This window comes from Roseateles sp. P5_B10, from assembly GCF_056400485.1.
Map to the genome: position 1 here is coordinate 1 of NZ_JBFULE010000001.1, position 19240 is coordinate 19240.

General features: G+C 69.7%; 22 protein-coding genes. 11 read left to right on the forward strand and 11 right to left on the reverse strand.

Annotated elements, in window-relative coordinates; all coding sequences use genetic code 11:
- Positions 1-28: 28 nt before the first annotated feature.
- The 4 genes from AC1DU6_RS00005 to AC1DU6_RS00020 are packed head-to-tail and all read right to left on the reverse strand — an operon-like array spanning position 29 to position 3598.
- Positions 29-652: a PqiC family protein gene (locus AC1DU6_RS00005; RefSeq protein WP_477855732.1), complete on the reverse strand. Its 624-nt coding sequence runs from the start codon at positions 650-652 to the stop codon at positions 29-31.
- Positions 649-1689, reverse strand: coding sequence for an MlaD family protein (locus AC1DU6_RS00010; RefSeq protein ID WP_477855733.1), 1041 nt, complete (start codon positions 1687-1689; stop codon positions 649-651). Before AC1DU6_RS00010 ends, AC1DU6_RS00005 begins: the two co-directional genes overlap by 4 nt.
- Positions 1686-2462, reverse strand: coding sequence for an ABC transporter ATP-binding protein (locus AC1DU6_RS00015; protein ID WP_457388933.1), 777 nt, complete (start codon positions 2460-2462; stop codon positions 1686-1688). The genes AC1DU6_RS00010 and AC1DU6_RS00015 overlap by 4 nt, the downstream gene beginning before the upstream one ends.
- The gene (locus AC1DU6_RS00020; RefSeq protein WP_457321948.1) at positions 2462-3598 is read right to left on the reverse strand and encodes an MlaE family ABC transporter permease; all 1137 of its coding nucleotides are present in this window, start codon (positions 3596-3598) and stop codon (positions 2462-2464) included. The genes AC1DU6_RS00015 and AC1DU6_RS00020 overlap by 1 nt, the downstream gene beginning before the upstream one ends.
- A gap of 185 nt (positions 3599-3783) precedes the next feature.
- Here AC1DU6_RS00020 and AC1DU6_RS00025 point away from each other — a divergent pair, with 185 nt between their 5' ends.
- The 7 genes from AC1DU6_RS00025 to AC1DU6_RS00055 all read left to right on the forward strand — a co-directional run bounded on the left by AC1DU6_RS00025 (position 3784) and on the right by AC1DU6_RS00055 (position 8986).
- Positions 3784-3996 carry a hypothetical protein gene (locus AC1DU6_RS00025; RefSeq protein WP_477855735.1) on the forward strand — a complete coding sequence of 71 codons (213 nt, stop codon included), beginning with the start codon at positions 3784-3786 and terminating at the stop codon, positions 3994-3996.
- Positions 3993-4247 (forward strand): hypothetical protein, encoded by a 255-nt coding sequence (locus AC1DU6_RS00030; RefSeq protein ID WP_056191525.1) that lies wholly within the window; start codon positions 3993-3995, stop codon positions 4245-4247. Before AC1DU6_RS00025 ends, AC1DU6_RS00030 begins: the two co-directional genes overlap by 4 nt.
- Positions 4248-4322: 75 nt before the next feature.
- Positions 4323-5390, forward strand: a complete 1068-nt coding sequence (locus AC1DU6_RS00035; RefSeq protein WP_477855737.1) for a sensor histidine kinase — start codon at positions 4323-4325, stop codon at positions 5388-5390.
- The gene (locus AC1DU6_RS00040) at positions 5378-6070 is read left to right on the forward strand and encodes a LytR/AlgR family response regulator transcription factor (protein WP_477855739.1); all 693 of its coding nucleotides are present in this window, start codon (positions 5378-5380) and stop codon (positions 6068-6070) included. The genes AC1DU6_RS00035 and AC1DU6_RS00040 overlap by 13 nt, the downstream gene beginning before the upstream one ends.
- A 113-nt stretch (positions 6071-6183) precedes the next feature.
- Positions 6184-6759, forward strand: a complete 576-nt coding sequence (locus AC1DU6_RS00045; RefSeq protein WP_477855741.1) for a hypothetical protein — start codon at positions 6184-6186, stop codon at positions 6757-6759.
- The gene (locus tag AC1DU6_RS00050) at positions 6726-7679 is read left to right on the forward strand and encodes a hypothetical protein (protein ID WP_477855743.1); all 954 of its coding nucleotides are present in this window, start codon (positions 6726-6728) and stop codon (positions 7677-7679) included. The genes AC1DU6_RS00045 and AC1DU6_RS00050 overlap by 34 nt, the downstream gene beginning before the upstream one ends.
- A gap of 86 nt (positions 7680-7765) precedes the next feature.
- On the forward strand, positions 7766-8986 hold the full coding sequence (locus AC1DU6_RS00055) for an acyltransferase family protein (protein WP_056191533.1): 1221 nt from the start codon (positions 7766-7768) through the stop codon (positions 8984-8986).
- Here AC1DU6_RS00055 and AC1DU6_RS00060 read toward each other — a convergent pair.
- On the reverse strand, positions 8887-9384 hold the full coding sequence (locus AC1DU6_RS00060) for a DUF7482 domain-containing protein (RefSeq protein WP_457320294.1): 498 nt from the start codon (positions 9382-9384) through the stop codon (positions 8887-8889). The two genes, AC1DU6_RS00055 and AC1DU6_RS00060, sit on opposite strands and share 100 nt — an antisense overlap.
- A gap of 69 nt (positions 9385-9453) precedes the next feature.
- Between AC1DU6_RS00060 and AC1DU6_RS00065 the strand changes: the two genes are divergently transcribed.
- Positions 9454-10557: an alpha/beta fold hydrolase gene (locus AC1DU6_RS00065; protein WP_457320292.1), complete on the forward strand. Its 1104-nt coding sequence runs from the start codon at positions 9454-9456 to the stop codon at positions 10555-10557.
- Here AC1DU6_RS00065 and AC1DU6_RS00070 read toward each other — a convergent pair.
- Together AC1DU6_RS00070 and AC1DU6_RS00075 are read right to left on the reverse strand one after the other, a co-directional pair.
- Complete coding sequence (locus AC1DU6_RS00070; protein WP_477855746.1) at positions 10554-11090, reverse strand: HPP family protein; 537 nt, start codon at positions 11088-11090, stop codon at positions 10554-10556. The two genes, AC1DU6_RS00065 and AC1DU6_RS00070, sit on opposite strands and share 4 nt — an antisense overlap.
- 138 nt (positions 11091-11228) lie before the next feature.
- On the reverse strand, positions 11229-12593 hold the full coding sequence (locus tag AC1DU6_RS00075; protein ID WP_457320288.1) for a cation:proton antiporter: 1365 nt from the start codon (positions 12591-12593) through the stop codon (positions 11229-11231).
- A 206-nt stretch (positions 12594-12799) separates the two neighbouring features.
- On the opposite strand from AC1DU6_RS00075, the gene AC1DU6_RS00080 reads away from it, so the two are divergent.
- The 3 genes from AC1DU6_RS00080 to AC1DU6_RS00090 are packed head-to-tail and all read left to right on the forward strand — an operon-like array spanning position 12800 to position 15082.
- Positions 12800-13051, forward strand: coding sequence for a type II toxin-antitoxin system Phd/YefM family antitoxin (locus tag AC1DU6_RS00080; protein ID WP_056191539.1), 252 nt, complete (start codon positions 12800-12802; stop codon positions 13049-13051).
- Positions 13052-13058: 7 nt separating this feature from the next.
- Positions 13059-13556 (forward strand): PIN domain-containing protein, encoded by a 498-nt coding sequence (locus AC1DU6_RS00085; protein WP_457320285.1) that lies wholly within the window; start codon positions 13059-13061, stop codon positions 13554-13556.
- On the forward strand, positions 13553-15082 hold the full coding sequence (locus AC1DU6_RS00090) for a tryptophan halogenase family protein (RefSeq protein WP_457320283.1): 1530 nt from the start codon (positions 13553-13555) through the stop codon (positions 15080-15082). Before AC1DU6_RS00085 ends, AC1DU6_RS00090 begins: the two co-directional genes overlap by 4 nt.
- Here AC1DU6_RS00090 and AC1DU6_RS00095 read toward each other — a convergent pair.
- Genes AC1DU6_RS00095 through AC1DU6_RS00110 form a run of 4 tightly spaced genes read right to left on the reverse strand, consistent with a single transcriptional unit; the run spans position 15066 to position 19127 of the window.
- Positions 15066-15602 (reverse strand): arsinothricin resistance N-acetyltransferase ArsN1 family B, encoded by a 537-nt coding sequence (locus AC1DU6_RS00095; RefSeq protein ID WP_457320282.1) that lies wholly within the window; start codon positions 15600-15602, stop codon positions 15066-15068. The genes AC1DU6_RS00090 and AC1DU6_RS00095 overlap by 17 nt on opposite strands.
- Positions 15599-16783, reverse strand: coding sequence for an MFS transporter (locus AC1DU6_RS00100; protein WP_457320280.1), 1185 nt, complete (start codon positions 16781-16783; stop codon positions 15599-15601). The genes AC1DU6_RS00095 and AC1DU6_RS00100 overlap by 4 nt, the downstream gene beginning before the upstream one ends.
- A 2-nt stretch (positions 16784-16785) precedes the next feature.
- Positions 16786-18645: an arsenic resistance N-acetyltransferase ArsN2 gene (gene arsN2, locus AC1DU6_RS00105; protein ID WP_457320278.1), complete on the reverse strand. Its 1860-nt coding sequence runs from the start codon at positions 18643-18645 to the stop codon at positions 16786-16788.
- Positions 18636-19127 carry a MarR family winged helix-turn-helix transcriptional regulator gene (locus AC1DU6_RS00110; protein ID WP_477855751.1) on the reverse strand — a complete coding sequence of 164 codons (492 nt, stop codon included), beginning with the start codon at positions 19125-19127 and terminating at the stop codon, positions 18636-18638. The genes arsN2 and AC1DU6_RS00110 overlap by 10 nt, the downstream gene beginning before the upstream one ends.
- Positions 19128-19240: the final 113 nt, after the last annotated feature.

Below are 19240 nucleotides of genomic sequence, written 5' to 3' on the forward strand. Positions count from 1 at the left end.
ACCTCAGGGTCTCCCTGAAGTGACGGGTTCAGGAGGCCGCGACCATGCGTGCGGCCAGCTCCAGGATGCTGCGCCGGTAAGCGTCGGCCAGTGCATCGGCGTTCGCCGCGCACGGGACGGTCAGCTCGGCGGCGCCGGCGGCAGGCAGGGCGGTATTGATCGGCGCGTGCAGCGGTGCCCAGCGCCAGCGCGCGCGCAGTCTCAGCTGCAGGCCACCGCCATCCTGGCGAGCCAGCCATTCATCGACCTGCACGACCAGGCGCAGCGACTCCGCGCCGTTGTCCGGTTGCGACTTGGTGCCCAACGTGACCGGGTAGGGCTGGCGCAGCCGCCCCAGGTCCTCGGCCAGCACGCGCGGCAGCGCGTCACGCAGCGGCTCGGCCCAGCGCGCCTCGGGCCAGGGCCTCAGGCCCGCGCTGCCCTCGGCAACCAGGATCTCGTCGCGGTCCAGCAGTTCGGGCAGCGCGATCTGCGGGCTCAGCACCCAGGCGCGGCCATCCTGGCCGGGTTTGGCACTGGCCGGCAGGGGCGGCGTGCTTGTCAGGCCATAGAGGCGGCGCGGCGGCGCGTCGCGCGTGGCGCATCCGGCCAGGGTGGCCGCGGCCAGCAGGCCCAGGACCAGGTCTCGGCGGTGCAGGGCGATCGGCTTCATCGTGCGGGCTCCGGTGCAGGCGTGGTGTCGGGCTTGCGGCCGCGCAGCAGCGCCTCGGGTTGCGCGTCCAGCGTGTTGGCGAGCTGGCGCAAGGCCCGCGCCGCTTGCGACAAGTCGCGCATCGTGCGCTCGGTCTGCTGCAGCAAGGGGCCATCGCTGCTCGCGGCCTCCTGCAGCGAGGCGCTGGCGCGGCTCAGCTCTGCGAGGGCCCGTTGCAGGTCCCGCATGACCGGGCCGTTCGGGTCGAGCACGGCACTGGCCTTGTCGGCGCCGACGCCCACCTTGTCAGCCGCGCCGGACACCTTGTCGCCAGCTCTATCCACGCTGGCCATGGCGCGTTCGGCGCCGCGCGTCAGCGGCGCGGCGCGCTGTTCCAGCTGCGCGGCCAGCTTGCGTGCGTGGCCCGCGGTGGCCGCGAAGTCCTTCAGGCCCTGCTTCAACTCGGGCGCTGCGATCAGCGAACGAGCGGAGTTGGCGATCTGGCTCAGGTCATCGAGGATCTTGCGCAGGTCCACGCTCTCGAGCTGGTTCTTCAGCGCCTGGAAGGCGGTCGCGACGGTCGGGATCTCCGTCATGTCGCCGCGAAAGCCCCCGCGCAGCGTGCCGCGCTGCTTGGTGCGGATGTCCAGGTCGATGTAGAGCTGGCCGGTCAGCAGGCTTTGCGTGCCGAGTTGGGCGCTCAGGCCGCGCTTGATGAGGGCAGGCAAGGCGTGGCCGATGTCGTCGCTGTCGTTGCGGCCGTTCAGGCCGCGCACGGCGTCGGCATCCAGCTGGGCAACGACGGGGATGGCGAAGCTGTCGGTTTCCCTGTCGTAGTGCACGCTGATGTCGGTCACGTCGCCAATGCGCACGCCACGGAATACCACCGGCGCGCCCTTCTGCAGCCCGAACACCGAGCCGGAGAAGAACATCACGACGCGTTGCGGCTGCTTGAACCAGTGCTGGCCCGGCAGCACGACGAGGGCCACGGCGAACAGGGCCAGCGCACCGACGACGAAGGCGCCGATGGCCAGGGGGCTGGCGCGGCGGCGCTTCACGCGGCTTCCTTCTGCGGTTCGTACTGGCCACGGGTCAGGAACTCGCGCACCGGCTCGGGCCCTTGATCTCGCAGCTCTGCCGGCGGTCCGAGCGCCGTGGCCGTGTGTGCTTCGACGTCGAGAAAGAGCACGCGGTCAGCCACGGCAAACAGGCTCTCCAGTTCGTGCGTGACGAGCACGATGGCCGAGCCGACATCGTTCTTCAGCTGCTTGATGAGGTCGTCCAGCCGCGCCGAGGTCAGCGGGTCCAGGCCGGCCGAGGGCTCGTCCAGGCACAGCAGCGGCGGGTCCAGCATCAGCGCGCGGGCGATGGCCGCGCGCTTTCGCATGCCACCCGACAGCGCGGCCGGTTCGGCGTCGAAGGTGGCGGGGTCGTTCAAACCCGCCAAGGCGAGCTTGAAGCGGGCCTGGCGTTCGCGCTCGGCCTCGTCCAGCTCGGTATACAGCTCCAGCGGCAGCATCATGTTTTCGCCGACGGTCATGCTGCTCCACAGCGCGCCGGCCTGGAAGGCCACGCCGATCTCGCGCCGCGGCGGATCGTCGCCGTGCACATCGCGTTCCTTGCCGCCGGCCGTCCACAGCACGCGGCCGGTCTGCGGCGTCTGCAGCCCGATCATGTGGCGCAGCAGTGTGCTCTTGCCGCAGCCGCTGGCGCCGACGATGGCGAGCACCTCACCCGCCTTGACCTCGAAGTTCAGGCCATGCTGCAACTCCTTGCCGCCGGCGTGCAGGCTGAGGTTCTCGACACGCATCAGGACCTCGCCCTTGTCCATCAGATGTCTAGCCTTTGGAAGATGACGGTCAGCGCCGAGGCAGCCACCACCATCCAGACGATGGCCTGCACGACCGCCGCCGTCGTCGCCTCGCCCACTGCCTGGGCGCTGCGACCGGCATTCAGCCCCTGGCGGCAGCCGGCCAGTGCCACCAGCACCGCATACACACTGCCCTTGAGCAGGCCGACGAAGAGGTCCCAGCCCTCCAGCGCCTCGCGCGTCGTCGCCAGGTAGGCCGCGGCCGGCACGTCGTAGAGCACGACGGCCACGCCGCAGCCCACGGCCAGGCCTGCGGCGCCAGCGCACAGCGTCAGCAGTGGGCCGGTCACCAGCAGGGCCAGCATGCGCGGCAGCACCAGGTGCTCGATCGGGTCCACGCCCAGCGTCGTCAGCGCGTCGATCTCCTCGCCGGCGCGCATGCTGCCGATCTGGGCCGCGAAGGCCGCACCCACGCGGCCGGCCAGCACGATGCCGACGACGAGGGCCGCGATCTCGCGCACGACGCCGACGGTGACGAGATTGGCGATGTAGCTCTGCGCGCCGAAGCGCTTCAGCTGCTCGGCGCCCATGTAGGCCACGATCAGCCCCACCAGCGAACTGACCAGCAGCACGATGGGCAGGCTGCGCGGGCCGGTCTGCTCGATCTGCCACAGCCAGTCGCTCATGCGCATAGCGCTCTTGCCCCGCGCCAGCCGGCCGACGGCGCCCAGCATGTCGCCGACGAAGACCAGGGTCTTGCGCCATTCGGGCTCCGCCTGAGGCTCGTCATCGGCGGCTGGTTTCTTCTTCTGCGCAACCTCGGTCTTGGGCAGGCTGAGCGACAGCAGCGGCTGCAGGCCGCGCGGCAGGCCAGCCAGGTCCAGTTGCACGCCGCCTCGCGCCAGCGGTGCCAGCAGCTGCCACAGCGCGCCGGCCAGTGGTGGCTGCCAGTGCGACAGCGCCGAGCTGTCAAAGCCCAGCCGCGTGCCCGCCGCCACCGGCAACTCGGCGGGCGGTTTGGGCAGTGCCACATCGGCGCCGTCGCCCGCCAGCACCAGGCGCCACTGCGGGCCTTCGCCTTCCCAATGCGCCTTGCCCTCGCCGGTGCTTGCGGTGTCGGCGGGCGGAGGCAGTGAGGCAGCAGGGGTGGAGGACATGACGACCCATGCTCTGCCGCGCCGTCTTGCCAGTGGCCCGGACGCCGACTGCGCGCTTTGTAGGACGGCGCGCCGCCGCGACCGCCCTGTCGGCCTGCGCCGACAGGGCGAAGGCGGCCTGGATGACCGCGACCGCTGCGCTCGTCGCCGAAAGTTGTTCAACTGATCTTCTTCCGGAGCCCGCGATGAAATCCACCTCCAAAAGCCCGACCCAGGGCGACGGTCTGCAGGGCGAAGGCAATTACGACGCCGCGCGCCGCCACCGCGAGTCCGCCGAGAAGTTCGTGAAAAGCGGCGGTGTGGAACCAGCCGCCCGCGAGGCCGCGCCGCGCAGCATCGAGGAGGCCCGCGAGATGCGCGACGCCGAGCAGGCTGGCAAGAGCCACGCCAGGCGATGAGCAAGACCATCAACCCCGACGCCGCTCGCCCCGAGGGCAAGCCGTCGCTGCCGCACGAGCGTGACCAGCAGAACTCGGCGACCAATGCCAAGCCCGACCCTCAGGTGGATCGTGCGGCGCGCGATCTGAAGCAGGGTCAGGTTGACACTGACCTGCGCGCTACGCCGGGGCTGGATGCCGATCGCCGCGGCGGCATGGTGAAGGGTGGCGAGCACGGCGCGGCCGACAGCAAACCACGGCCCAACCGCTGACGGTCCTGGGACGAATGGCGCCCTGGCCGGGGCGAAGCGCCGAGGCGCAGCCCCTGCCCGGGCTAACCTCGCGGCATGACCATCCTGCCGCGCCGCTGGCGCCTGCCTTATGTCGCCGTGCTGGCCATCATCGGCCTGCTGCTGAGCATCTCCGCGCTGCAGACCTACCGCCTTTCGGGCGGCACCCACCCCTGGGAGCCGTTCCTGTGGGAGTTCAGCTCGGTCAGCGTCATCGGCCTGCTGGCCCTGGGTGTGCATGCCTTGCTGGGCCAACTGCGGGGCCGGTCCTGGCAGCGCCAGCTGGCGGCGCATGCGGCCGCGATGCCCCTGTTCAGCCTGCTGCACATCGCCGGCATGTTCGGCCTGCGTTTTGCGGTCTACGGCCTCGCAGGCGTGGACTACCACCCAGACGATCTGGCCACGGTGCTTGTCTTTGAGGGTGGCAAGGACGCCGTCAGCTATCTCAGCTTCTGCCTGATCTCGCGCGGGGTCTGGATGGCCCAGGCGGCGGCCCTGCGCGCGCAGGAGCTGGACCGGGCTCGCCGCGAGCTCGCCGAGGTGAGGCTGGCCCGCCTGGCCGACCAGGTGCAGCCGCACTTCCTGTTCAATACGCTCAACCTCATCAGCTCGGTGATGTACGAGGACGTGCCGCGCGCCGACAAGCTGCTGTGCCAGCTCGCCGACCTGCTGCGCCAGACGCTGGCAGCCCAACAGCGCGCCGAGCACACGGTGGGCGAGGAGCTGGCGCTGGTGCAGCCCTTCCTCGCGCTGATGCAGGCCCGCTTCGGGCCGGAGCGGCTGGTCGTGCATATCGAGGCCGACGAGGCGGCGAGCGCCTGCCGGCTGCCTGCTCTGCTGTTGTTGGCGCCGGTGGAGAACGCCGTCAAGCATGACGTGGCGCGGCATCGCGGCCGCGTCACAGTCAGCGTCGTCGCGAAGCGCGTCGGCGAGCGGCTGCATCTGAAGGTCAGCAACCATGGCGACACCCCTGTGCCCGATTCGCCGCCCGACCCTGATGGCGGCCTGGGGCTGCGCAATCTGCGGGAGCGGCTGGAAGCCCGCTATGCCGATGCTGCCAGCGTCAATTTCGGGCCCGACGGTGGCGGCATGTGCTTGACGTTGGAGCTGCCATGCGCGCGCTGATCGTCGACGACGAGCCCGCCGCGCGCGCCAAGCTGCGCCGCCTGCTGGCGGCCGAGACGGACGTGGCCGAGCTGATGGAGGCGCCCGACGCGCCGTCGGCCCTGGCCCTCGTGCGCTCGCTCGCCACGCCGCCCGACCTGGCGCTGCTCGACATCGAGATGCCCGGCGGCAACGGCGTGCAGCTGGCCGCCGCGCTGCGCGAGGCCGGTGTGCGCTGCATCATCTTCTCGACGGCGCACGCCGAGCACGCGCTGCTGGCCTTCGAGCTGGCGGCGCTGGACTATCTGCTCAAGCCCTACACGGCCGAGCGGCTGGCCGCGGCGCTGGCGCGCGTGCGCGAGTCGCTGGCGCGCCCCGCGGCGCCAGTGGGCGAGTGGTGGGTTGAAGGCGAGCGCATTGCGCTGGCCGAAGTGCAATGGATCTCGGCAGCCGACAACTACATCGAGCTGCACCTGCCCCCGCGCAGCCTGCTGGAGCGCGCCACGCTGGCCGATGCGCTGGGCCGCCCCGGCTGGGCCGCGCGCTTTGTACGCGTGCACCGCAGCCACGCGGTGAATCCGGTGCATGTGAAGCGCATCGAGCGCCTGTCCAGTGGCGAGGCCGTGCTGACGTTGAGTTGCGGCGAGACACTGCGCGTGTCACGCGGCTACCGCGGGGTTCTGGACGCGATCGCCGGCTGACGGTCGATACGTGTGCTAACGAAGCAAGCCGCTGACCGGGTTAGCATCGTCGCCCAATCAAAAGGCCACAGGCCGGGGGGGACGCGATGGGCAGGCGTGTGTGGTGGGCGTTGATGGCCTCTTGCCTGGTGCTGGCCGCCTGTGGCGGTGGCGGTGGCGGGGGGTCGAGCACGCCCGGCGACACGACCACGCCGGTGACCCCGTCCAACGACATCGGCGCCCACATGTCGATGTCCAGCGTGACCGTGGAGCGCGACCTTTACCGGCGCAACCAGGTCGAGAAGGTCGAGCTCGCGCTGCTGGTGGATCGTCCGCCCGCCGAGGGCTACTACTACCGCGTGACCTACACGAAAAAGGCCCTGAACTTCATTGGCGAATCACCGCGCACCGACTCGGGGCTGGACCTGCAGGTCGGGTTGTCGTCTCCTGGCGTGCTCGGTTTGGGCAGCTATGACGACACGATCACCGTCGAGGTCTGCATCGATTCGAAATGCGCCACGCCCGCGCGCGGCAGCCCTTTCGTCGTGCCGGTCAAACTCAAGGTGGGCTACTTCGCCGAACCCGAGGCCGGGCTGCCGCAGCAGGTGCAGGCCGACGCCGTCACTTTGCCGCATGACGTCTTGCCGCCGCCTACAGCGCGAGCCTGGATGCCGTCGTGTCGGTGTCCAAGGCACCGGCCGCCGCGCTGAACCTGCGCTCGCTCGCCGATGGGCAGACGCGCAGCGTCGCGCTGGCCGCGGTGCCGACTTCGGTGGCGCTGTCGCCCGACGGGCGGCGCGCGGCAGTGGGGCATGACGGCGCCGTTTCACTCGTCGACCTCGTGCCGGCCACGCCGGGCGCGGCGATGGCGGTCAGCCGGTTTGCGGTCAGTGTGCCGGTCGGCACCGTCGTGCTGGACGGCCAGGGCCGCATCTACGCCTTCGGCTCGGCGCCGACCTGGGCCTACCTGCATTGGGTGGACACGGCCAACGGCATCGACAAGACCGCCACGGCCAACATCTACAGCCCGGTGCGGCCGGTACTGCACGCCGCCGGTGACCGCATCTATTTCTCGACCCGGGACGTCTCGCCCAACGACATCTACAACGTCACGCTGGAAGCCACCGGCCCGCGTGATGCCGTCGATTCGCCCTATCACGGCGACCATGAAATCTGCGGCCAGGTGTGGACCTCGGCGACCACCTCGCGGCTGTACACCGCCTGCGGCAAGGTCTTCACGGCGTCCAGCGATCCAAGCCTGGACATGCGCTATGCCGGCTCCTTCGCGATGTCGGCGTCAACGTCCACGGCCAGCTTCGGCTATGCGGCGCTGTCCATCAGCGACAGCCTCGTGAGCAACCAGCTCGTGGTGCTGGAGCAGGACAAGTTCAATTGCGATCCTCGCCTGGACATGCTCTACGCCTGCTTCACACGGGTCGGCACCTTCAACGCGACCGACATGGCGTTGCAGGCACGTGCCTCGCTGGCGCCTGTCACCGTGGGCGCGGACCGCTTCGCGCAGGTTGGCCGCTATGTTTTCCATCGTGTCAACGGCAAGGCGGTGCTGCTGACCGAGCTGCGCGGCGCGCCCGACGCGGCGGCCAGCATCCGGCTCAGYAGCCTGCCCTGAGAGGCTGAGAGCCGTTGGCCCCTGGAGCGGCGCCACTCGCCCCAGCGCGCTGGCTCGCGCGCCGTGCTAGCGCGAAGCTGGCGGCCATGAACACGAACCGCCTCCCCTTCCTTGACGGCCTGCGCGTTGCCGCCTTCGCGCTGCTGATCCCGTATCACGTGGGCATGTACTACGTGACCTGGGACTGGCATGTGAAGAGCCCCGCGGCCAGCGGCGCCCTCGAGCCTTTCATGCAGCTCAGCTCGCCGTGGCGGCTGGGCCTGCTCTTCCTGATCGCCGGCGCGGCCTGCCAGGGGCTGTTCACCAAGCGCGGCGCCCTGGGCACGCTGAAGGACCGCTCGCTGCGCCTGCTGCTGCCGCTGCTCTTCGGCATGGCCGTCATCGTCACGCCGCAGGCCTATTTCGAGGTGCTGACCAAGGTGCCGGCACAGTTGCCCGGCGACGGCGGCTACCTCGACTTCTGGCAGGCCTACCTGAAGGGCGGCAAATACTGCCGCGGCCAGGACTGCATGGACGTGCCGACCTGGAACCACCTGTGGTTCCTGCCCTATCTGTGGCTGTACGCGGTGCTGGGGGCGCTGCTGGCCCGTTTCATCCGCCTGCGCGGCGAGCTGCGGCTGCCCACCTGGGCCTGGCTGCTGCTGCCGGCAGTGCCGCTGGCGCTGATGCGCATCTTCATCAAGCCGCGGTTCCCGGTCGAGCACGACCTGGTGCATGACCTCTACAACCACCTGCAATACGGCTGGCTGTTTGCCATCGGCTGGGCCAGCCGCACGCCGTTGGCGCAAGACTTCTGGGCGGCGGCATTGCGGTTGCGCTGGGTGGCCCTCGGCGTCTCGCTGGCGGGCTGGGCCGTGCTGATGGTCTTCAGCCAGCAGTACGCCGAGGCGACGCCGAGCGATGCCGTCTTGACCGCCGCCCGCACGCTGCGGGGCTCGCTGACCTGGTTTGCCATCGTCGCCGCGGGCGGATGGGCCCAGCGCGCCTTCACGAAGGAGTCGCCGCTGCTGCGCGAGGCGAGCAAGGCGGTGTTCTGCCTCTACATCCTGCACCAGAGCGTCATCGTCGTGCTGAGCCAGTGGCTCAAACCTCTGGCCCTGCCCTGGGGGCTGGAGGCGGTGCTGCTGATCGTGCTGACCTTTGCCATCAGCGGCGGCGCCTATCTCGTGCTGCGCCGCGTGCCGGGGCTGGCGTTGCTGGTCGGCATTCAGCGCACGCCGCGCAAGGCGCTGCCGTCCACGCCGCGCGTGATGGGGCAGTTGACGACGATGCCCGTCACGTCGAGCTCGACGTCGCCCGAGGCCTGAGCGTCCAGCACCGCCTCTTCGGAGCGCAGCTCGCGCGGCGGCCTGGCCGGTTTCCAGCGCACCAGCACCAGCCGCCACAGGGGGCTGTAGTTCGGGTCCGGCCGAGCAGATCCCACCGGTGCCGGCCCGGAGGCGAAGACGCTGATCTGCGCGCCGTCGGCAAACTTGTAGACGCGCTCGGTCAGGGAGGCCGATCCCATGCCCACGGCGCCGGCCAGGCGCGGCACGTGGTGGATGCCCGCCTGCGCGGCCATCGTCCCGTCGGAGATGTCCGTCGTCACGTACTCAACGCGCTTGCCGTCGACCCAGGCCTGCTGGCGCGGCAAGGTGATGCCGGTTGGCGCTGCGCAGGCGGACAGCAGCAGGGCGGGTAGCAGGAACCAGGGAAGGGCTCTCATGGCGTGGCGGTCGTGCAGGCCGGGCGGCCCTGGTGCTATGGTGCGCCGCCCGTTCAACGCCCGGCCGCCATGATCGAGAAATTCCTGCCCGCCACGCTGCTGTTTTTCGCCGGCCTGGCCCATGCCGCGGACGCGCCCGTCGCACCGCCCCCTGCCGAGCCCGCCTACGCCACCGTGCGGCCCATGATGGCCGACCAGCAGCGCCTCGTGGCGCCCAATGCGGTCGAGATCAGCGAAGCCGTCGAGCTGGGTGGGCTCAAGCAGTGGGTCACCATCCGTGGCGCCGACCGGGCCAACCCGGTGCTCATCTATGTGCACGGTGGGCCGGGCGCGGCCGAGATGGGGCGCAGCTGGCCCTACCAGCGCGGCTGGGAGGACTTCTTCACCGTCGTGCAATGGGACCAGCGCGGCACCGGCAAGACGCTGCGCCATGGTGGCGAGGCGGCCAACAAGGTCTCGCTGACGCGCCAGCAAATGACGGACGACCTCATCGAGCTGATCGCCATGGTGCGCCAGCGCCTCCAGGTCGAGCGCGTCATCCTGCTGGGCCATTCCTGGGGCAATGTCATCGGCCTGGACGCGGCCATGGCCAAGCCGAGCTGGGTCAGCGCCTATGTCGGTGTCGGGCCGTTGATGAATCTGCAGGCCAACGAAAAGGCGCAATATGAGGCGCTGCTGGCCGAGGCGCGCAAGCGCCATGACACGGTCGCGTTGACCGAGCTGGAAGCCATCGCGCCCTATCCCGGCGAGGGCGAGATCCCCTTCGCCAAGGTCAATGTCGCGCGCAAATGGGTGATGGCCTATGGCGGCCTGGCCGCCTATCGCGACAACGCCGATTTCTACTTCCGCGCCGCGCGGCTGTCGCCCTATTACGAGTTCGAGGACCGCCTGGCCATCGACCAGGGCGGCCAGCTGTCGGTGCCGGCCCTGCTGCCCGACATGCGGCGCGTCGACCACACGCGCATCCGCGAGACGCGCTTCCCGGTCTTCATGTTCCTCGGCCGCCACGACATGACGACGCCGTCCTCGGTCATCGAACCCTGGTTGACCCAGCTGAAGGCGCCGGTGAAGAAGCTCGTCTGGTTCGAGCACTCGGCGCATCTGGCGCCCCACGAGGAGCCCGGCAAGTTCCTGCTCGCTCTGGTCGAGCAGGTGCGTCCGTTGGTGCGTTAGTACCAGTACGCCGGATACGGCCGCCGCGTGGCCCGGTGATAAAGCACCGCGACGACCACCATCGTCAGCGCACCAAACAGCGTGGGAAAGAGCAAAAAGCCCCACTTGGGTGCAACGAGGAACACGATCACGGGATTGGAGCCCGCGGGTGGGTGCATCGTCCGCGTGAGCMTCATCAATGCCACCGAGACCGCCGCGGCCACGGCGAGCGACCACCACGCCGGGCCGAACACCGCCAGCGCCGCCAGGCCCACCGCTGTGCAGATGAAATGCCCACCGATGACGCTGCGGGGCTGCGAGAAGTGCAGCTCCGGGAAGGTGAACATCATCACTGCGGTCGAGCCGAAGGAGCCCAGCAGCAGCAGCACGCCCAGGTTGAACGAGCCGATCGCCAGCACGCCAATGATGGTGAACACGCCGGCGCAGGCGAGGACGCCCTGGCTCAGGGTGTAAGTGGGCGCCCTCGTGGGCGGATGCACGACGGGCGCCGGCGCGGGCGGGCGGGCCACGACGTCGGGAGCAAGCTCGCTCATGGATGTCCTCGGCAGGTCTCGGAGTCGCAGCAAGGAGCGCGCCAACTCAGGGCATAAAAAAGGGGGCAGGCCTGCAGCCTTGCCCCTGAGAACGCCACCGACACCTCTCAGCGATGGCGAGGAGAGCGAAACGAGGCCTCAGGCCGGGTTGCTGGCCGGCGTGCCGGGCACGGCTTCCAGCTCGCCCGATGCACGCGCCTTGCGGCCGTAGAAGATCTCGAACAGCGGCGTGGCCATCATGGTCGTCACCACCGCCATCAGCACCAGCATCGAGAACAGGGCCGGGCCGATGATGCCCTTCTGCAGGCCGATGTTGATGATGATGAGCTCCATCAGGCCGCGCGAGTTCATCAGCGCGCCGATGCCCAAAGCGGTGCGGTTGTCTTCACCGGCCATGCGGGCCGCCAGGTAGCAGGCGCCGAACTTGGCCAGCACCGAGGCCACCAGCACGCCCAGCGCGATCAGGAAAAGGTCGACGGAATTGATCATGTCCAGGCGCGTGTTCAGGCCGGAGTAGGTGAAGAACATCGGCAGCAACAGGATCACCGTGAGCGGCTCGACCTTCTTCTTCAGCTCGGCGGCAAACAGGCCGCGCGGCATGACGGCGCCCATGATGAAGCCGCCGAAGATGGCGTGGATGCCGACGGCGTCCATGACGAAGGCGGACAGGCAGAAACAGATCAGCGTGATGCCCAGCACCGTGTGGCTCATGTGGCCGTCACGCTCGACCATGCGGCCGAGAGGCGCCAGCAGCTTGCGGCCGAACAGCATGATGAAGGCCGCCCAGAGGACGCCCCCGCCGATGGCCAGCACGGCCACGCCAGGGCCGGCACCGAAGGCCGCCAGCACCAGGGCCAGCACACACCAGGAGACGGCATCGTCAAAGGCGCCTGCCGTGAGCGCGAGCGTGCCAAGCGACGTGTGGGCCAGGCCTTGCTCGTTGATGATGCGGGCCAGCATCGGGAAAGCCGTCAGTGCGATGCAGGCGCCCATGAAGAGGGTCGCGTTGGTCGTCGAGATGCCTTCGGCGAATAGGCCCGGCACGGTGAGCAGGAAGGGCGTGATCAGGAAGGCGATGAAGAACGGGGCCGCGATGCCGGACACCGACACGCCGATGGCGCTCTTGGCCTTGCTGGCGAAGTGGTCCAGCCGCAACGTCGTGCCGACCAGGAACATGTACAGGCCCACCCCGAGCTGGGCGCCGGTGTACAGCACGGTGCGCATTTCCTTCGGAAAGATGGCGGACTGCACGTCGGGGAAGAACAGGCCCAGCAGCGACGGCCCAAGGATGACGCCCGCGATCATTTCGCCGACCACCTGGGGCTGACCCAGGAACTTGCGGCCGGCCCAGCCGACGACCCGGCAGGCCAGCATGATGATGCCCAGCTGCAGGAAGAAGTGGATGCTGAAGTCGCCCGGCGCGTAGGTCTTGGCGGCCGCGGCCGCAGCGGGACCATGTTTGGCGAACACGTCGCCCATGATGGCAAGAAGGTCGAATTCCATGGCTGTTCCTGTAGATTTTTTGCCGTTGCCACGCACCGCCGCGCGGTTTTGTACAACGTTGTCTGCCTCTTTTGGTGAAAGCGCTCTCACCACGTGGAACACTTTGCCAGCCGGGTTTTCAATGTCCATTGGGTCGAGCAGATCCGGGCCTATGTACCTACATCCCAATTGCGCGATTGCAGGTAGGTAGGTACATTGACGAGGCCATGAAACTGCTCACCAGCCGCGATTTCAACCGTGACGTCAGCCTCGCCAAGCGGGCGGCGCAGGTCGAGCCGGTCGTCATCACCGACCGCGGCCAGCCCACTCATGTGCTGATGAGCATTGCCGAGTACCGCCGCCTGACCGGCGAGGGCGAGAGCATCCTGGAGCTGCTGGCCATGCCCGAGGTCGTGACGATCGATGCGGCCGACGCCGCGGCCGATGGCGCCTGGGATCACCGCGAAAACCTCCCCTGAGGGCGCCATGTTCCTGCTCGACACCAGCATCGTTCTCGAACTGCGCAAGGCCAAGGCCGGCCAGTCCGACGCGGGTCTTGCCGCCTGGGCCGCCGGCCTGCCGCGGCAAAAACTCTTCATCTCGGCGCTGAACCTGCTGGAGATCGAGAACGCCGCCGCCCGCCTGGGCCGCAAGGACCGCGCCGCCGGCCTCGTCGTGCGCGACTGGATCGACAGTCGCGTCACCCCCGCCTTCGAAGGCCGCGTGCTGCCGGTGGACGCGGCCGTCGTGCGCCGCCGGGCCCAGCTGCCCTACGCCAACACCCGCGACGGGCTGCTCGCCGCGACGGCGCTGGAACATGGCCTCACCTTCGTCACCCACCGCGTCTCGGCATTCCGCGTCGGGCGCGTGAAGCTGCTCAACCCCTCCGGCTACGTCGCCCAGCCCAGTGACGAGGACGAGGACTGGAGCCATGGCGCCCAGACCGGCCAGCAGTGGCTGAAGAACCTCTATACGAGAGCATGAACAAGCGACGCATTCTCATCGTCGGCGGCGGCACGGCCGGCTGGCTGACCGCCGCCTACCTGGCCAAGGCCCTCAAGCTGTCCGAGCGCAGCCACCTGGAGGTGACCGTGCTGGAGTCGCCCGACATCAGCAGCGTCGGCGTCGGTGAAGGCACCTTCCCCACCATCCGCAGTACGCTGCAATTTCTCGGCATTGACGAGGCCCGCTTCATCCGCGAGACCTCGGCCACGCTCAAGCAGGGCATCCGCTTCGTCGACTGGGCGCGCACGCCCACCGCGGGTCAGCATCAGCAGTTCTTCCATCCCTTCGAGGCGCCCTTCTACACGGAGGATCTCAACCTCGTGCCCTACTGGCTGCTGCAGGACGAGGCCGGGCGCATGCCCTTCGCCGAGGCCATGACGCTGCAGGTGCGCGTTGCCGAAGCCCACCGCGCGCCCAAGCGGGCCGGCGAGGCGCCCTATGCGGCGCCGCTGAACTACGCCTACCACTTCGACGCGCTCAAGCTCGCCAAGCTGCTGGCCGCGCGCGCCCGTGAGCTCGGCGTGCGCCACGTCGAAGGCACGGTGACTGACGTCGTTCTCGATGCGACGGGCGCCATCGCCCATCTCGACACCGCCCAGCTGGGCCGTTTCGAGGCCGAGCTTTATATCGACTGCACGGGCTTTCGCGCCGAGCTCATCGGCCGGGCGATGGGTTCGAACTTCAAGTCCGTGCGCCACCAGCTCTTCGTCGACCGCGCCCTGGCCTGCAAGGTGCCGCTGGATGCCAACGCGGTCATGGAGAGCTCCACCATCGCTACCGCCCACGAGGCGGGCTGGCTGTGGGAGATCGGCTTGAACGGCGCGCGCGGCATCGGCTGCGTCTATTCCAGCGACCACCTCAGCGACGACCGTGCCGCCGACATCCTGCGGGCCTACTGCGGTGCCGGGCACGAAGACTTGGGCGTGCGCAGCATCCCCTTCACGCCCGGCTACCGCGAGCAGCAGTGGGTGAAGAACTGCGTCGCCGTCGGCCTGTCGGCCGGTTTCCTGGAGCCGCTGGAGGCCACGGGCCTCGTCCTCATCGAAGCAGCCGTCGGCATGATCGCCGAGATGCTGCCGCACAGCGGCCCCATCCATGCACCGGCGCGGCGCTTCAACGAGCTGATGACGGCGCGCTTCGAGAACATCATCAACTTCCTGAAGCTGCACTACTGCCTGAGCCAGCGGCAGGAGCCCTTCTGGCGCGACAACGCCGCGCCGGCCACCATCCCGGATCGACTGGCCGGCTTGCTGGAGGAGTGGCAGCTGCGCCCGCCGGGCCGTTTCGACTTCGTGCTCGACACCGAAACCTTCGCCTTCTTCAACTACCAGTACATCCTCTACGGCATGGGCTTCGCCACCGACCTCAGCGCCGGGCGCAGCGATTTCCCGCAGATGGTGGACGCCGACAAGCTGTTCGCCAAGATCCAGCGTTTTGCCGACCGCGCCATTGCCGATCTGCCCAGCCACCGAGCGCTGATCCAGCAGATCAACGCGGGGCGCTGAAGGCCTGCGGTGCCGAGGGCGTTTCCAGAGGCCTGAGCGACTTCTGCCACCAGCCCACGTCACGCCACTCGCCGTTCTTGAAGCCGACGTTGCGATACACGCCCAGGGCTTCGAAGCCCGCCGCCTCGTGCAGGCCCACGCTGCCCGCATTGGGCARGGCGATGCCGGCRAARGCCTGGAAGTAGCCGAGCTCGGCCAGCAGCGGCAGCAGCTTCTCGTAAAGCGCCCGGCCGACGCCCTGGCCGCGTGTGTCCTCGCGCACGTAGACCGTCGTGTCCACCGACCACTGGTAGGCCGCCCGCTCGCGGTGCTTGCTGGCGTAGGCATAGCCGCAGACGGTGCCGTCCGCATCCTCGGCCACCAGCCAGGGCAGGCTGGCCAGCGTCTTCTCGATGCGGCTGCGCATCTCCAGCGCGTCCGGCGGGTCCGTCTCGAAGGAGATGCTGGTGTGGGCCACGATGGGCGCGTAGATGGCCGCGACGGCGGTGCCGTCCTCGGGAGTGGCGGTGCGGATCTTCAAGGCGGGTCCTCCATAGGGGGTGGGATGGTGCGCGCGGGCACCTGGATGAAAAGCAGGGCCGCCAGCGCGCTCAAGGCCAGGCCGGTCGACAACCACAGCACGCCGGTTCCGAAGTCCGCCAGCAGCAGGCCGAACAGCCATGGCGCCAGCGCCTGCGCCAGACGCGCCGGCAGCACGAGCAAGCCCTGGCGCTGCCCGTAGCCCAGCGGCCCGAACAAGGCCAGCGGCAGCGTGCCCTTGGCGATGGTCAGCACGCCGTTGCCCGCGCCATGCAACAGCGCAAACACCATCGCGGCAGGCGCGCCGATGACGGCCAGCAGGGCCGCGCCCAGCGGATGCATCAGCGCCGCGGCGCGCGCCGATTGCAAGGGGTGCAAGCGCCGCAGGAACCCGAACTCCAGCAGCCGCCCCGCGACCTGGGCCGGCCCGACAAGAGCGCTCACCAGGATGACCGCCGCTGGCGCGGCGCCCGCGGCACCCAGCAGCCGTGGCAGATGTGCAGCCATCGCCGTGCTGATGAACCAGGTCACCGCGAACACCCAGGCCAGCAGCGCGGCGGTCCGCATCGGCGGCGCTTCGCCGTTCGCAGCCGCTGGCGCCTGGGTGGACACCGCCAGCGCCGCGGCCTTGGGCAGCCAGGCGTTCAGTGGCAGGCCCACCAGGAGATGCAGCCCCGCCCAGGCCCAGCAGGCGCCGCGCCAGCCGAAGGTGTGCTCCAGCGCCGCCGTCAACGGCCAGCCGACGGTGCTGGCAAAGCCCGCGATCAGCGTGATGCCGGTGATGGCGCTGCGCGCGTCATGGCCGTACAGCCTCACCAGCGACGCGAAGGCTGCCTCGTAGAGCCCGCTGCCCATCGCCACGCCCAACACCAGCCAGGCGGCGAAAAGCCCGACCGGCCCATCGGCCAGGGCCAGCAGCGCCAGACCGACGGCGAACAGCAGGCTGGTCACCATCAGCACCGGCCGGCCGCCCCAGTGGTCGATGCGGCGGCCCGAGTGCGGCCCAACGATCGCCGAGACGACCAGGGCCGCGGAAAAGGCCGCGAACACCGTCGGTTCCGACACGCCCAGCTCCGCCGCCATCGGCCGCGCCAGCATGGCGGGCAGGTAGTAGGTCGAGGCCCAGGCCAGGGTCTGGGCGGTGCCCAGCGAGCCGACGACGCGCAGGCGGCTGGCTGCCATGCTCAGCCGCAGCAGCGCGTGGCGCGCTCCGGCGCCGGCTTGGGGGCGCAGCTGCTCGGGCCGCAGCCCGACTTGGGCGCGGCCACGGCCACCACCGCTGCCGGGCCGCAGCAGCCGGACGCCTCGCCTTCGACCGCCAGGTTGACCGAGCAGACACCCGTCTCCGGCAGCTCCAGTTCGACCCGGTCCGCCGCCGTCAGGTCGCCCGCGATAGCGGCGACGACCGAGCGCGCCTGCTCGAAGCCCGTCGCCATCAGGAAGGTCGGTGCGCGGCCATAGCTCTTCACGCCCACGGTGTAGAAGCCCGGCTCCGGGTGGGCCAGCTCGCGGTGGCCATGCGGGCGCACCGTGCCGCAGCTGTGCAGGTTCGGGTCGATCAGCGGCCCCAGCGCTTCGGTGGATTCCAGCCACGGGTCGAGCTTGACGCGCAGCTCGCTGGCCATTGACAGGTCGGGGCGCTGGCCGGTCGCACAGATGATTTCGTCGACACCGTCAACGACGACGGGCTGCTGTTTCGGGTCCAAACCGCTGAGGCGCAGCTGCCCGCCCACGCGCTCGATCCGCGTGATGCGCAGGCCAGCGAAGAACCCCAGTGCACCGCCATCGTGCAGCCGGCGCAGCGACGTGCCCAGCGCGCCGCGGGCAGGCAAGGCGTCCGCGTCGCCACCGCCGAAGACGCGCTGCAGCGTCGGCGTGCGCACGGCCCAGGCCAGGCGCGTGCCGGGCGACTGCCTGGCCAGTTCGGCCAGCGCCAGCAGCGCATTCGCGGCCGAGTGGCCGGCGCCGACGACCAGGGTGCGCCGGCCCTCGTAGCGCGCCCTCTGCGCGCCCGTCACGTCCGGAATGCCGTAGAAGATCTGCGCCCCTGCCTCGGTCTCGCCGATGGCGTGCAGGCCGTTGGCGCCGACCGGATTGGGCTGGTTCCAGGTGCCGGTTGCGTCGATGACGGCGCGGGCGCGCAGCTCGTGCACTTCGCCGCCTTGCTCGTAGCGGATCAGGAAGGCAGCCTGGTCGCGCCCGGCGCTCTTGACCTTGTCGAAACCCTCGCGGCTGATGGCCACGACGCGTGCGCCGAGCTTCAGCGCGGCAGCCACCTGGGGCAGCGCTGCGAAGGGCTTGAGCACGCGCTCGACCACCTCGCCGGCCTTGGGCAGCTCGGCCGCCGGCGGCGCTGTCCAGCCAGTGGGCAACAGCAGGCGGGCCATCGCGGGGTCGACGTCGAACTGCCACGGCGAGAACAGCTGCACATGGCCGTAGTCGACGAGATTGGCGCCCACCGTCGCGCCGGCCTCCAGCGCGACAAACGGCAGGCCGCGCTCGATCAGCTGGGCGACCGCCGCCAGCCCGACCGGCCCGGCGCCAAGCACCGCGACCGGCAGCGGGCCATCGGCGACCGGCGCTTCACGCAGCACCAGCGTCATCAGCGCCGCGCAGGCCGGGCAGGCACCCTGGAATTCGGCCGAGGCCTTCAATGCGGCCGGTGCGTCCTCGATCTTCATGCGCTTGAAGCCGTATTGCGCGAAGTACTCCGGCGCCGTGACGGTCAGCAGATAGAGGGCCGCGATGTCGCGCGAGCGGGCTTCCTGCAGCAGCCGCTCGACGAGCAGGCGCCCGATGCCCTGCTTGTGCAGGCCCGGGGCAATGGCCACCGAGCGCAGCAGCGCGATGGTTCCGGCGACGTGGCCGTAGACCTCGGCGCCGGCACAGCCGACGAGCTCGCCGTTGCTGATGGCAAGCAGATAGGTGGGCAGGTGCGCCTGCGCGCCCTCGGTGGGCAACTTGTTCGCCAGCAGCAGGGCTTCGATGGCGGGCCAGTCGGCGGCGCCGGCCTGGCGCAGGGAGGGGGTGTCGTTCAACAGCATGGTTTGGAATCCTGGATGGGCTCCTTCAGCACTTGGGGCGGCAGGCAGCAGGTCGCGGCCGGGTCTTCGCGCAAGGCCTTCAGGAGCGTCAGCAAAGAGGTCTCGACGGCGGCGCGTTCGCGCTCGCTCAGGGATGCCAGCAGCTGCTGGGCATGGTCGTCGAGGGTCTGGTTCAGCTCACGGACGGTGCGTTCGCCGTCGGCGGTGAGCGTGACGAGCCAGCTCCTTGCGTCGAGCGGGTTCGGCTCCTTGCTCACCAGCCCACGGGCTGCCATGGCTTCCACGGCACGCGACACCCAGCTCTTCTCCAGGCTGACCCGCGTGCCCAGTTCCGACAGCGGCAGCGGCCCGGAGYGGCCCAGCTCGGTCAGCAGATGGCATTGCGTGCTGGTGGTGCGGCAGCAGTCGGCCACGACGCGCTGGGCGCGGGTGTACAGGCGCGCCACTTCGCGCAACAGGCTGCCGGGGGCGGACTCGGTCATTTGGGTGTGTATAGCAACTATCCGGGCGCATGTTGAGGTCCGCTTTGTTCGTTGTCAATAGCAACTACCTGGGTCAAAAAGGCGGGGCTCGCAGCCCCGCGCGTTCAAGTCAC

Bases quoted from the DNA above. Each gene is read 5' to 3' on its own strand.
- AC1DU6_RS00055 (WP_056191533.1), top strand. From the start codon at position 7,766: ATGAACACGAACCGCCTCCCCTTCCTTGACGGCCTGCGCGTTGCCGCC.
- AC1DU6_RS00090 (WP_457320283.1), top strand. From the start codon at position 13,553: ATGAACAAGCGACGCATTCTCATCGTCGGCGGCGGCACGGCCGGCTGG.
- arsN2 (WP_457320278.1), bottom strand. From the start codon at position 18,645: ATGCTGTTGAACGACACCCCCTCCCTGCGCCAGGCCGGCGCCGCCGAC.
- AC1DU6_RS00040 (WP_477855739.1), top strand. From the start codon at position 5,378: ATGCGCGCGCTGATCGTCGACGACGAGCCCGCCGCGCGCGCCAAGCTG.
- AC1DU6_RS00065 (WP_457320292.1), top strand. From the start codon at position 9,454: ATGATCGAGAAATTCCTGCCCGCCACGCTGCTGTTTTTCGCCGGCCTG.
- AC1DU6_RS00060 (WP_457320294.1), bottom strand. From the start codon at position 9,384: ATGAGAGCCCTTCCCTGGTTCCTGCTACCCGCCCTGCTGCTGTCCGCC.
- AC1DU6_RS00100 (WP_457320280.1), bottom strand. From the start codon at position 16,783: ATGGCAGCCAGCCGCCTGCGCGTCGTCGGCTCGCTGGGCACCGCCCAG.
- AC1DU6_RS00085 (WP_457320285.1), top strand. From the start codon at position 13,059: ATGTTCCTGCTCGACACCAGCATCGTTCTCGAACTGCGCAAGGCCAAG.
- AC1DU6_RS00080 (WP_056191539.1), top strand. From the start codon at position 12,800: ATGAAACTGCTCACCAGCCGCGATTTCAACCGTGACGTCAGCCTCGCC.
- AC1DU6_RS00015 (WP_457388933.1), bottom strand. From the start codon at position 2,462: ATGGACAAGGGCGAGGTCCTGATGCGTGTCGAGAACCTCAGCCTGCAC.
- AC1DU6_RS00045 (WP_477855741.1), top strand. From the start codon at position 6,184: ATGGCCTCTTGCCTGGTGCTGGCCGCCTGTGGCGGTGGCGGTGGCGGG.
- AC1DU6_RS00035 (WP_477855737.1), top strand. From the start codon at position 4,323: ATGACCATCCTGCCGCGCCGCTGGCGCCTGCCTTATGTCGCCGTGCTG.
- AC1DU6_RS00030 (WP_056191525.1), top strand. From the start codon at position 3,993: ATGAGCAAGACCATCAACCCCGACGCCGCTCGCCCCGAGGGCAAGCCG.
- AC1DU6_RS00075 (WP_457320288.1), bottom strand. From the start codon at position 12,593: ATGGAATTCGACCTTCTTGCCATCATGGGCGACGTGTTCGCCAAACAT.
- AC1DU6_RS00005 (WP_477855732.1), bottom strand. From the start codon at position 652: ATGAAGCCGATCGCCCTGCACCGCCGAGACCTGGTCCTGGGCCTGCTG.
- AC1DU6_RS00020 (WP_457321948.1), bottom strand. From the start codon at position 3,598: ATGTCCTCCACCCCTGCTGCCTCACTGCCTCCGCCCGCCGACACCGCA.
- AC1DU6_RS00025 (WP_477855735.1), top strand. From the start codon at position 3,784: ATGAAATCCACCTCCAAAAGCCCGACCCAGGGCGACGGTCTGCAGGGC.